At 49.1% G+C, this 12,498-nt stretch carries 11 protein-coding genes; 9 read left to right on the top strand and 2 right to left on the bottom strand.

The features are described 5' to 3' along the window. The first annotated feature begins 83 nt into the window (after positions 1-83). Positions 84-1,907, top strand: a complete 1,824-nt coding sequence (locus WS_RS02160; protein ID WP_011138383.1) for a FapA family protein — start codon at positions 84-86, stop codon at positions 1,905-1,907. Then, entirely contained in the window at positions 1,904-2,473 is a 570-nt protein-coding gene (gene ruvA, locus WS_RS02155; protein WP_011138382.1) for a Holliday junction branch migration protein RuvA, read from the top strand. The genes WS_RS02160 and ruvA overlap by 4 nt, the downstream gene beginning before the upstream one ends. Here ruvA and WS_RS02150 read toward each other — a convergent pair. Then, the gene (locus WS_RS02150; RefSeq protein ID WP_011138381.1) at positions 2,470-4,104 is read right to left on the bottom strand and encodes a YcaO-like family protein; all 1,635 of its coding nucleotides are present in this window, start codon (positions 4,102-4,104) and stop codon (positions 2,470-2,472) included. The two genes, ruvA and WS_RS02150, sit on opposite strands and share 4 nt — an antisense overlap. A 109-nt stretch (positions 4,105-4,213) precedes the next feature. Here WS_RS02150 and WS_RS02145 point away from each other — a divergent pair, with 109 nt between their 5' ends. From WS_RS02145 to WS_RS11100, 7 genes are all read left to right on the top strand, one after another. Further along, the gene (locus WS_RS02145) at positions 4,214-5,251 is read left to right on the top strand and encodes a D-alanine--D-alanine ligase (protein ID WP_011138380.1); all 1,038 of its coding nucleotides are present in this window, start codon (positions 4,214-4,216) and stop codon (positions 5,249-5,251) included. Further along, complete coding sequence (locus WS_RS02140; RefSeq protein WP_011138379.1) at positions 5,251-6,237, top strand: alpha/beta fold hydrolase; 987 nt, start codon at positions 5,251-5,253, stop codon at positions 6,235-6,237. The genes WS_RS02145 and WS_RS02140 overlap by 1 nt, the downstream gene beginning before the upstream one ends. A gap of 8 nt (positions 6,238-6,245) precedes the next feature. Then, entirely contained in the window at positions 6,246-7,691 is a 1,446-nt protein-coding gene (locus tag WS_RS02135; RefSeq protein WP_011138378.1) for a Mur ligase family protein, read from the top strand. Positions 7,692-7,712: 21 nt separating this feature from the next. Then, on the top strand, positions 7,713-8,201 hold the full coding sequence (locus tag WS_RS02130) for an HIT family protein (protein WP_011138377.1): 489 nt from the start codon (positions 7,713-7,715) through the stop codon (positions 8,199-8,201). Beyond that, positions 8,194-9,717, top strand: coding sequence for a mechanosensitive ion channel family protein (locus WS_RS02125; protein WP_011138376.1), 1,524 nt, complete (start codon positions 8,194-8,196; stop codon positions 9,715-9,717). The genes WS_RS02130 and WS_RS02125 overlap by 8 nt, the downstream gene beginning before the upstream one ends. A 152-nt stretch (positions 9,718-9,869) precedes the next feature. Further along, positions 9,870-10,496, top strand: a complete 627-nt coding sequence (locus WS_RS11105; RefSeq protein ID WP_011138375.1) for an FIST N-terminal domain-containing protein — start codon at positions 9,870-9,872, stop codon at positions 10,494-10,496. Positions 10,497-10,646: 150 nt separating this feature from the next. Then, positions 10,647-11,861 carry a methyl-accepting chemotaxis protein gene (locus tag WS_RS11100; RefSeq protein ID WP_049770619.1) on the top strand — a complete coding sequence of 405 codons (1,215 nt, stop codon included), beginning with the start codon at positions 10,647-10,649 and terminating at the stop codon, positions 11,859-11,861. Here WS_RS11100 and WS_RS02115 read toward each other — a convergent pair. Then, positions 11,849-12,463, bottom strand: a complete 615-nt coding sequence (locus WS_RS02115; RefSeq protein ID WP_011138373.1) for a hypothetical protein — start codon at positions 12,461-12,463, stop codon at positions 11,849-11,851. The two genes, WS_RS11100 and WS_RS02115, sit on opposite strands and share 13 nt — an antisense overlap. Positions 12,464-12,498 lie beyond the last annotated feature (35 nt).

The raw sequence follows: 12,498 nt of genomic DNA, 5'->3' as shown, positions 1-12,498 counted from the left end.
ATAAAAAGTGCTTTAAGCAAGTCAAATCCGTGATTCTTGGAGAATTGTATCCGAAGAGAAATTACAACATCCTAAGGGTAAAAATGGGCGACAAAGCCAAGATTCTCACCTTTCAACCCCTCTTTATCGCTGATTGCGAAGAACCTCAAAAAGAGCTAGAGAAGATCGCGCAAGATCGCAAGATCACCCCTGCTCTTTTGGAGGTCAAACTCCAAGAGGTCTTCTATTTTCTCAAAAGCGAGGGGAAGCCCCACTTTGAGGAGCTTAAAGAGAGCGAGCTTGGATTTTTAGAGGATGAAGAGTTCCTCTCGCGACCTGATGTGGAGATTCGCCAGCGCTTTGCCATCATCATCGAACCGCAAAAAGAGCGGAAATACTCCTTCTCTCTGCGCCTTGGAGAGGATTTCAGAGAGCTTTTTTTAACGCTTCACAAAGGCTCCCAAATCACCTACAATGCTGTTTTTTTGGAAGAGCTTTTTGAGAGAGTGAGGGCCCAAAAGGCGATCATGCGCGTTCTCTTTCGCCAGGAAGCCAAAGAGAGGGAGAGAATCGCCTCCCTTCTCAAAGAGCTTCAAAATCTCCCTTTTTTAGATAAAGATTATGAGATTCTTCTTGCCCAAAGCGCAGGAGGGGGGCGTTGCGTTGAGGCAACTTTGATTTTGCACTTCCAAGAGGATCCCGCTCTGCAGGGGCGATTCCCTACGATCAAAGAGGAAATGCTCCTAGCCACCTTTCTCAAACCTCAAAAAGGAGGCGCTGGACGCGACTGCCTAGGCAACTACATCCCCCCTAAAGAGCCAAGCGCAAGTGCCCAAAATCCCCTCCGAATTGATGAGAGCATAGAGGAGCGTGATGAAGGGAATAAGATCAACTATTACGCCAAAGAATCGGGCTACCTCCTCTTTGAAGAGTATCGCCTCTCTATCACCCAAAAGATCGAAATCGAAGAGGTAGATATCAAGACCACAGGCTCTCTTTTAGGGGGGCTAGATGCCCCTACATCGGTGGTGGTTAAAGAGAATCACTACCTCAAAGAGGCGCTGGGCGATGGGGCTAAAATCGAAGCGGGCGAGGTGGAAATCGCAGGAAATATCGGGAGTGGCTCGGAGATTAGGGCCAATAGAGTGACCATCTCAGGCCAAACCCACCAAACCTCTAAAATCCACGCTCAATCCGCCTCTATCGAGGCGCACAAAGGGTGGGTAGAGGCCGACGAGGTGAAGGTGATGCGTCTAGAGGCGGGGATTATTAGGGCGCAAAAGGTGCACATTGAACACGCTCATGGCGGAAAGGTTTATGCTAAGGAGATCTCGATTCGATTCCTTCACTCTAATCTTCAGGCCTTTGCCTCCGAAAAGATTGAAATCTTTGAAATCATGGGCGAGGATAATAAATTCACCCTCACCCCTGAGGCCAATCCCAAAATCCAATCACGACTCGCCACCCTCCTTCGCTCTTTCGAAGAGCTGAGCGCTGCCCTTAAAACCAAGATCAAAAAGTTCAACGAAGAGGCCAAAGAGATCAAGGCGCTTCGTCCTCTAGCCACCAAGATCAAAGCGATGATCGATCTCAATCGCCAGGAGGGAGTTGGCACCCCTGCCTATCTCCAAGAGAAACTCAAAAGCTACATCAATCTCCTCAAATACACCCAAGCCCACAAAGAGGAGATAGAGAAGCTTCAAGGAGAGCGTCACGCCCTAAGCGAAGAGATTCTATCGCTCCAAGCCCCTACGCTTGCCTCCTATATTTGGAGCAAAAATGGCTGGAAGGGCTACAACGAGGTGCGTTTCAAGCTTCTTCTTCCTCCCAAAGATCTCTTTATCGCCCCCAAAACCTCCATCCACCATGGGCTTCTTCGACTTGATGAGCACCAACAATCCATTCTCAACCAAAAAGGAGTCCCTTGATCGTCGCACTCAAAGGAAATATTGAAAAAAAAGAGCCCACGAGGCTCTGGCTTGAAGTGGGGGGTGTGACCTATGAGATTTTCATCTCCATTCACACCAGCGCTGCTTTGGGTGAAAAAGAGGCAAGACTCCTCATCACCCACCTCATCCGCGAGGAGGCTTGGTCGCTCTATGGATTTGCCGAGGAGGCAGAGAAGAGAGTTTTTGACACTCTTATCAAGATTAATGGAGTGGGTCCTAAGGCAGCCTTAGCGATTCTCTCCACCTACACTCCCCCCACCTTTGCTCAAATCATCCAAGCTCAAGACGTGAAAGCCCTCCAGCGCGTTCCAGGGATTGGGCCCAAGAGTGCGGGAAGAATCATGGTCGAGCTTGCAGGTTTCTCCCTCTCGCTCCAAGAGGGTTCCAAAGCCTCCACGCCTCCTGTTTTTGAAGAATCAAGGCTCGCGCTTGAATCACTTGGCTTTAAGAGCGAGCTCATCGCCAAAGCCCTCCAAAACATCCAAGCCACCACAACTCAAGAGATCATCAAAGAGGCCCTCAAAAAGCTCCAGACCCTCCGCTAAAGCGTGGCGATTCTTCTAGCTAGCCCTGCTTTAGAGAGGTCAATAAAGAGGGGTTCTCGCTCTCCTTTGAGCCATCCCTCTACCCTTTTAATCGAATCTTCGGGAAAGATTCCTTTGGCTTTAAGGGGGGCCTTGGAGCTTAGCACCCGCTCCAAAAGCGCATAATCCACAAAGCGCCGATGGGCTCGATCGAGCCCCTCCAGTACCCACCTCACTCCCTCTAGCGCATACCCTCTTTCTCCTAAATAGAGCGCGACTAGAATCTTAAACTCCCCCATCATTGCCCCCTTAAGATAGCTCCTCTCTTGAAGCTCAATCCCTAAAAACTCCTCAATTCCTCGATGATCCTCTACCTCTTCCAGATCGTCCAAAAGCGCCCCTAGCGCCTCACCCTCTAGGCTCTCCCACGCCAACACCTTAGCGCGGAAAAATTTCCCCTCATTCATGTTGGCCTCCTTCATGTCTTCCAGTGGATAGACCTCCGAGAAAGAGGGAATCACTACACGCACGACAAAAAATCCTAGTCGGCTATGGTCTTTATAGAACACCTCCAATCCAAAGCGCTCCAAAAGCCTCGCCAAGTATTCAAGCTCCGCCTCTCTGTCCCCCTCTACGCCCCAAGGTTCAAAGGCAAAATCGCTCTTCTCCTCCAAAATCCTCCATGGAATCTTGCCCGTGGAGTTGATAAAGTGTGATTCTAGATTCCTCGAATCAGCGCACTCCTCCACCTCTAAAGCGGGAATCTCTAGCCCTTTAAATCCTCGATGGGGGTCGCGACCTTGAAGCAACTCGCTAAGCGTGCGCAAAAGAGCAACCTCAAAATTGGGATGAGCCCCAAAAAGCAGCATCGCCCCCGCGTCTTTGGGGTTAATCAAAAGAGCCACCACCACAGGCCAAGAACGCCCCAAAGAGGCATCTTTGAGTCTCACTTCATAGCCAAGCCCTTGAAGCGCTTCCACTACAGAACACGCCTCTTTGTGTTGAGCCAAAACCTCCATGGGAATATCAGGGAGAGCGTATCCCTTAGCAATCACTTCAAAGCGCACCGCTCGCTCGATCACCTCTGAGATCGCCTGCACGAGTGCTTCTTGGAGTGTGTTGCCTGCGGCGATTCCATTGCTGGCATAGAGATTATGCAAAAGCGCTTGGGGAAAAAGCAGACCCTCTTCTCCTCCCAATCGCTTAAAAGGAAGGGCTAAAATGTGGTCTTGATGAGAGGTTTGAAAATCGATCCACCCTCTAGAGCCAAGCGACCCCTCCATGGAATAAAATCGCCTCCACTTGGGATTGAGCACCTCAGCAATGGAGCGAGCCAAAACTTCATCTTTGGCTAGATAGATTCCCTCTTCATCGCCCAAATAGAGCTCCTGAAAGAAAAATCCACTAAAAGCACGCTCCGCAAACTCTGCATACGCCGAGGCAAGCGCCGCTTTTTTGGAGTAGCCTTTGCCATTGCTAAAAAAGGAGGGGTGATTCTTATCCTGAATAAAGACCCAAAAGAGCTCTGAGAGGGGATTGGCGCACTCTTTCTCAATAATCTCGAATCCTGCCTTCCCTAAGGCCTCTTTAATCACCTCTAGCGTCCTCTCTAGGGGAGCGTCTTTGCCTTTAAGCGGGGTGAGTTTTTCCATTTCTTTCTCCCTTTTTGGACTCGTTTGGCGAAATCATATCGAAGTTTTCAAGCAAATCTCTGTTACAATTTCCTCCAAATAACCATCTCCTCTTCGTAAAGGTATCGCCTTGAATCTAGCCGTGATTTTTGGTGGCGCAAGCTATGAGCACGAAATCAGCATTGTCAGCGCCATTTCACTCAAAAAAATTCTTCCCGCTTTAGAGCATTTCATCTTCGTGGATGGGAATCGTGACTTCTATTGGATTCCTGCGAGCGAGATGCGCTCCAAGCACTTTGCCGATGGGATCTACAAGAAAAACCCCAAGCTCTTTTTGCGCCCTGGAGGCTTCTATGCTAAAGGGCTTTGGGGCGAGAAGAGGGTTCCTTTTGATACGGCACTCAATCTCATCCATGGGGGCGATGGCGAAGATGGAAAACTCGCCTCCCTTCTAGAGTTTTTCCGTATTCCCTTCATTGGCCCTCGAATCGAAGCGAGCGTGATGAGCTTCAATAAACACCTCACCAAGCTTTATGCCAAAGAGCGTGGCGTGAAGACCCTCCCCTATCTTCTGGCTCGAAAAAATGAGAAGCGTGAGTTTGGCAATGAGTTCCCCTTGATTGTTAAACCCTTGCGCCTAGGGAGCTCTATTGGCGTGAGCATCGCGAAAAATCGCCAAGAGCTCGATTATGCCCTAGATGTGGCCTTTGAGTTTGACGAGGCTGCTCTTTTGGAGCCCTTTATGCAGGGAATCAAAGAGTACAATCTCGCGGGGTGCAAAATCAATGGCGAGTATCACTTCTCCATCATTGAGGAGCCCCAAAAGAAAGAGTTTCTCGACTTTGACAAGAAGTATCTCGACTTCTCTCGCACCCAAAAACTCCTCAAAGCCGATCTCTCCGAGGCGAGCGAGCGACTGCTTAAAGAGGCGTTCATCAAGCTCTATGATGACTCGTTCGAGGGAAGCCTCATCCGTTGCGATTTCTTTGTGCAAAATCAAGAGGTGTTTCTCAATGAGATCAACCCTATCCCCGGCAGCCTAGCCAACTATCTCTTTGAAGATTTCCCCAAGATTCTTCAATCTCTCGCCCACAACCTGCCCAAAGAGCGGGGCATCAAGATCGACTACCGCTACATCCATCAAATCCAAAAAGCCAAAGGCAAGTAGTGGCGCAAAAAGAGATTCGCTATGGCGAGGCGACCTTTCCTCTCTCTTATGAGATTTTAAATCCAAGTGCCCCTAGGGATATTCTCTTTTTACACGGGTGGGGTAGCAACAAAGAGATCATGAAGCAGGCCTTTGGGCGATCCTTTGCTGATTTTCGCCATCTCTATCTTGATCTGCCGGGCTTTGGGGGCACTCCTAATGAGTTAGTTCTCGCCACTAGGGATTATGCCAAGATCACGCAAGCTTTCCTTAGCGAGGTGGGCTTTAAAGGGGATTTTATCGCGGGGCATAGCTTTGGCGGCAAAGTCGCCACTCTTTTATCCCCCCAAAACCTCATCCTGCTCAGCAGTGCGGGGATTCTTCTTCCTAAATCCCTTAAAATCAAAAGCAAAATCGCTCTGGCTAAAATTGCCAAGCCCCTCTTAGGGGGAGTGCTCACCGAAAGACTAAGGAGCGAAGACGCCAAGGGGATGCCCCAAAATATGTATGAGACTTTTAAAAATGTCGTGGATGAGGATTTTTCTCCCCACTTTAGAGAATCGCGCTCCCTTGGGTTTCTCTTTTGGGGCAAAGAGGATCGCGCCACGCCACTGGAGTGCGGATGCAAAATCGCCTCTTTGATGCCTAGAGCCACCCTTTTCCCTTTAGAGGGGGATCACTACTTTTTTCTCAACCAAGCCACTCTCATCGAAGGAATCGTGAAGAAAGGAATCGCATTGAAAACCTATCATTTCAAGATCACTGGCAAAGTCCAAGGGGTGGGTTATCGAAAATTCACCCAAAGAGTCGCCCAAGAGATGGGACTCAAAGGTCATGTGCGCAACATGGAAGATGGAAGCGTCGAGGCGCTCTGTACCCTAGAGGAGAGCCAATATGAGCCTTTTATTAAGGCACTCCACCAAGGTCCCCTGCGCTCGAAAGTTGAGGCGATTGAAGCCTCCGAGGTGGAATCTCGCCCTCTAGAGGGCTTTGAGATTCTTTACTAGGGGTGCATGTGGAAACTTTAGAGCTCTTCAAGGTCATCTCGCGTTGGCTTTTTCTCCTCTCCATTGGCTACTATCTCCTCACCAATCTCCAGTGGTATAGCTACAAGATAGAGCGTGTCTTTTTCAAACACCACAAGTGGAGATGGCATATCCTCTACTTCTTTATGCCGATTCTCTTCTTCTTCCTCCTTGGAGACTATTTCTATATCTACCTCTATGTCGCCCAGCTTCCCGGAGTGATGCTATGGGCAAAGAAGCTGGATAAGCCACTCATCTTCACGGGGCGAGTGAAACGATTCTTTGCCATCTATGCAGGATTCATGCTCTTTAGCGAGCTTCTTTGCACCACCACAGGGGGAGAGTGCGACAAGGTTCTCTACCTCTTCCCGCTTTTCTTCACGATTCTCATCACCTATGTGCTAGAGAGGGTGCTACTCAATCGCTACGCCACGGCCGCCAAAGACAAGCTCGCCTCCATGCCCAATCTCACGATTATTGCCATCACGGGAAGCTATGGAAAAACCAGTCTCAAAAATTTCTTAGCCCAGATCCTCAATGATAATTTCAAGGTTCACGCTTCGCCTAGGAGTGTCAACACCTTCGCAGGAATCGTGGCAGATATCAATGAAAATCTCTCACCCCTAAGCGACATCTACATCGCTGAGGCGGGCGCACGCACTAGGGGAGATATCAAAGAGATCGGGGTGCTTTTGGAGCACCACTACGGAATCGTAGGCAAAGTGGGCGAACAGCACATGGAGTATTTTAGGACGCTAGAGAATGTACGCGAAACCAAATTTGAGCTTGCCCAAAGCCCCCGCCTCAAAGAGCTCTTTTCCTACGAGGGAAACACGCCCCCCTCTGGAATCAAAGCGACCTCTTTCCCTACGGAAACACGAAACATCAAGGCCACTCTCAAAGGCACTTCCTTTGAAATGCTCATCGAAGGTCAATTTTATCCTTTTGAAACCGAGGTTTTGGGGGAATTTAATGTGACCAACATCTCCGCAGCCATCCTTGTGGCGCTCCGCCTTGGAATCCCTATTGAAAAGATTCAACGCCAAGTGGCTCGCCTCAAGCCCATCCCCCATCGCCTCCAAAAGATGGAGGTCAATTTAAAATTGATTTTAGATGATAGCTTCAATGGAAATCTTGAAGGGATGCTAGAGGCCATCCGCCTCTCCTCACTCTACTACGGACGCAAGGTGATCGTCACCCCTGGACTTGTAGAGAGCACCGAGGAAGCCAACACCACTTTAGCCCAAGCCATCAATGAGACCTTTGATATTGCCATCCTCACGGGTGAGCTCAATCTCAAGACCCTCTCCGCTCACATCCAAAAACCGCAAAAAGTGGTCGTGAAAGAGAAGGAAGCGCTTGAGGAGGTACTCAAAGCCACCACTCGCGAAGGGGATTTAATCCTTTTTGCCAACGATGCACCAAGTTATATCTAAACCCTAGAAAGGAGAGCGGCAATGGAGACGATCTACGCCCCATGGAGAAGCGCCTATTTTGGCGAGGAGAAGATCAAAGGGTGCGTCTTTTGCCACCTCAGCGAAACCCCCCATCAAGATGAGGAGCACAAAGTCTTCTACCGAGATGATCTCTGCTTGGCCGTGATGAACAAATTTCCCTACACACCAGGGCACTTCATGATCATCCCTCACGCCCATGTGGACACCCCCACTCTCCTCTCTGAAGAATCATGGCTCCATCTAAGCCGCCTAGCCCAAAAAGGCGTTGCCCTCTTGGAGGCTTTTGGAGCACATGGGGTCAACTATGGAATCAACATCAAACGAAGTGGTGGCGCAGGGATTCCCGATCACCTCCACCTCCACCTCGTTCCACGATGGAGCGGAGACACCAACTTCATCACCGCCATTGGCGATTCTAGGATTTATGGGGTTGACTTTGAGGGAATCTTCCAGTCAATCAAAAAACTCTCCAAGGTTCACTTTGCCTAAGCCTCTATCCCTCCTCTTCCTCTTGTGTCTCTCTTGGCTCCACCTCTATGCTGAGCCGACCCCACCCCCCGCTCCTTTGAGTGAACCTTCGGTTTCACAAAAGCTGAAAGGACTTCAAGCTCACTATCTAGACGAGAAAAATATCTGGCTAAGCGCCTATAAAAACATCAAAAACTACCAAGAGATTCTTTTAGAGATTCAGATTTTAGAGGACAAGCTCAAGCAAGGGGGCTTGAGCCGCAAACAGAGAGTGGATAGCAACTTGCGCCTTGACACTCTCAAATCAAAACTTGAGCTCTATAGTAATTTCGAAAAGAGCTTCACCGATATCCTGCGCCTCCCTCTTGAAGCAGAGGGTATCGCCTCCATGAACCTCTTTAGCTATCTCACCAAGAGTTATGAAAAAGAGATTCATAAATACCAAAAACTCTACGCCAGCATCAAGAGCGACTACGAGGGGGCGATTGACTACATCAAGGAGTACAAACGCCGCACGCTTGCCCTTCTAGAAGAATCGCACGACCAAGAGGAGGAGCGCGAGATTGAGCGATTCATCTTCACCCTCAATGATGATCTCGCCTACCTAGAGAGCTCTCAGGATATTGTTTTTGGCCTAGGGGACAAGCTCAAACTCTATGAAAATCGCCTCTACAAAAGCGTGGAAGAGTATCGAGGGACTGAGCTTCCCAAGATTGAGATCACGATTCTTCTCCTCTTGGGCGTCTTTGCCCTCATCTACTTCACGCGCCGCCTTGTAACTCGCCATGTGCATGACGATGAGAGACGCTTTGGGATTCTTAAAACCATCAATATTCTCTTCATTCTCTCGGTGATTCTAGTCGTGATCTTCACCTTCTCTGACAATATCCTCTATGGGCTCACCTTTTTGGGCTTTGTGGGTGCTGGCTTGGTTGTCTCCCTCAAGGAGGTGGTGCAGAATTTCATTGCCTGGTTTTATCTCAGCTTCTCTGGATTGATCAAAGTGGGGGATCGTATCCTCCTCTATCACGAGACACGCCCAGTGATTGGCGATATCATCGCTATCACCACTAACAAAATCGTCCTTTATGAGGGGATCAACCATACCACCGCTCAAGAGCTCAAGCGTGCAGGAAGAATCGTCTTCATCCCCAACCACTATGTTTTCAACCACTTCATCTTCAACTACACCCATGAAAATATGAAAACCCTCTATGACCTCATCGAGATTGATCTAGATCCAAGCAGTGATCTCGCTCTCGCCCAAAAGATCGCACTAGAGGTGATCTACGATCGAACAGGGCGCTATATTGAGCTTGGCAAAAAACAGTATGGCTCGCTTCGCGCCAAATATGATCTACGCCATGTTGACTTTAAACCCCAAATTCACTTCACCGTGGAGAACGAAAAAAAGGCGATTCGGATGCAGATGTGGTTTGTCTCCCCCTACCGAGACATCATGCAGGTGCGAAGCGAGATCACGCAAGAGTTCCTTGGGGCTATCGCCAACAAAGAAGAAGTAAGGCTCAAGGGCTAAATAAAACCAAACGCTTCATTTTCCTCTTTTTTGCAACAGACACAAACCCCATAAAGCGGCATTTCTCATTCAAACTTGCATTTTAAGCCCCCTTAGAGATGCCATAACAGAAGTAACACACAAGGAAAATAAAAATCACCAAGGGGTTTGTAATGTTTAGCTTTTTTAACTCTACATCAAAAATAGAGAATCACTCTCACCTCCCCCAAGAGATCATTACGCTCACTCTAGGAGCAGAAGAGATCAAGGGAATCACCGAGCGTTTCCCTTTCTCTCCGAAGGCCATCTTTGGTTTTCTCTCTCCTGATCTTGATTTTGCCACCACCGCCTCCAAGCTCCACCAAGCCATCGGCTTAGAGACGCCCCTTATCCTCTCTAGCACTGCTGGTGAGCTCTGCACACTAGATGGAGAGAAATCCCTCTCCTCTCTCTACTCGCGAGATGATTCCAAGAAGATCGTCCTGCTCCTCTTCTCTGAGTCGATTTTAAGTGATATTTTTGTTGCCTCCATTCCCCTTTTTAGCGAGGATATCGACCAAAAAGGATTCCCCGTTGCTCAAAAGATTCAACGAATCACTCAAGAGATTCAAAAGATCAAGGTTCCTTTCAAAATTCATCACGAAGACACGCTAGGCTACACGCTCATTGATGGACTTAGCCGCAGCGAGAGTTTCTTTATGGAAGCTATCTATCAAAGCGGGAGCTTCCCTTGCCTCCTTGTCGGAGGGAGTGCGGGCGGAAAGCTTGACTTCCAAAACACCTACATTTATGATGGATAAAAGAGCCTGCGTCACCACGCCATCATCGCCTTTATCAAACTTGCTCCTGGCTATCGATTCGGGGTTTTCAAAAGCCAAAACTTCCAAAAAACCTCCGCCTCCTTCACTGTCCTCTCTGCCCACCCCATTCAGCGCACCGTGAGCGCCTTCATGGATCCCAAAGAGCACACGGGCATTGGCGCCGTCTCAGCCCTCTGCAATCACTTCAAATGCTCTAGCGATGAGCTCTCCTCTAAGCTCGCCAACTACACCTTTGGAATCGAGATTGATGGCGAGGTCTATATTCGCTCCATGGCTTCCATCGACCCCAAAAACGAGACCCTCCACTTCTACTGCGATCTAGAGGCAGGGGAGGAACTTTGGCTTTTGGAGAAGAGCAGCTTGATCAAAAGCACACGCAAGGATTTCGAGCTCTTTTGCCAAAACAAGCCCAAGCCCCTAGGTGCTATCTTCAACGACTGCATTCTACGCCGTCTCTGCAACAGCGAAGAGATTCACCGACTCGATTCTTTTAAAGGATTTCCTGTGGCTGGATTCTCCACCTTTGGGGAGCTGCTTGGGGTGAATATCAATCAAACCCTCACGGCGATCTTTTTTTATCGCGTGGAAGATCAGCCCTTTGGTGATGAGTATGTGGATCGATTCGTCCAAAAATACGCTGGCTTTAAGAGCTACTTTCTCTTGCGGAAAATCAATCGCCAAACGATGATTGATCGAGTCAATCAGGCAATGCTAGCCCGAATCAAAAAGGGAATGCCCATCATGCAAGGCATTGGCAAAACCCTCCAAGACGCGGTGGGCTCCATTGAAACCATCCAAGAATCACTCTCTAGGGTCGAGGAGGAGTTTTCACTTTTTGCCCAAAGCATTGAGAGGGGGAGTGCCAAAAATTCCGATCTCGCTCAAGAGGTTCACTCACTCATCAACAATGTGCGCGATATTCGCGCGGTCATGGGTGTGATTTCAGATATTGCCGATCAGACCAACCTCCTCGCGCTCAATGCCGCCATCGAAGCCGCTAGAGCGGGCGAGCATGGCAGGGGATTTGCCGTAGTGGCCGATGAGGTGAGGAAGCTAGCTGAGCGCACCCAAAAGAGCCTTGGCGAGACGCATGTCTCGGTCAATACGATCGTTCAAGCAGTCGAGGGGATGGGAGAGAGTATGAAGCAAGTGAGCCAAAGCCTCCTGGAGGTCTCTTCTAAGAGTGGCTCCCTGGGAGAGGATATGAAACGCCTCGCGGATGAGAGCCAGAGCGTCTCCAAAGAGATTCACTCTCAATCCATGCTCACCCTCGCGCTCAATGAAGAACTAGAGAAGCTTCAAGCCTACGAAAAGACGCTTGATGTTTTACATCAGGAGGAGTGATCTTTAGAGACTCGAACATAGTGGCGGAGCACCGCCACTAGAGCAAGCAGATAACCCCAAAGCTCCAATCCCTCTTCCACGCTATTCTTTGCCACTCTAGCGTACCCCTCTTCCAGGATAGCTTGCCACAAAATCCCCATTCCAAAAAGCCTCGAAAGCACCAAAATAGCCATCAATCCCATAGAGAGCATCTCATACTCTTGAGTTTTGGTGTATTCAGCGAGCTCCTTCCAAGCCCTAGGGGCATCCAAAAAGCCTTTGCAAGAGGCTATCATCGCTATCACCAATGCAAAATAGACCCACGAGCCATGCCGCCACTCATCAAAGAGAAAATCTAACTCTCGAATCAGCATACAGGCAAAAAACCCCGCCATCAGAAGGCTCACGCGAGTGTAGTTTTCCAACCTAGACTGAGCGTAGAGCACCCCAATGATTAACACCAAAACTGCCTCTTGAGTGATTTCCGTGAGAGAGGCTTCACCCAAAGAAGAATCAAAGATCACCACATCTAACATCAAAATCCCCACAGCCAACACAGCCGTGCACGCAAAGAGCAAGAATCGCCCCAAGGCGAATCCAAACTCTATCCAATCCTTATTCATTGTCTATTCAAAACTCCTACTCTAAAAAATGATCC

This window comes from Wolinella succinogenes DSM 1740 (assembly GCF_000196135.1).
GTDB classification, from domain to species: domain Bacteria; phylum Campylobacterota; class Campylobacteria; order Campylobacterales; family Helicobacteraceae; genus Wolinella; species Wolinella succinogenes.
The sequence above is the reverse complement of the archived record's forward strand: the minus strand, read 5'-3'. Positions and strand labels throughout refer to the sequence as shown.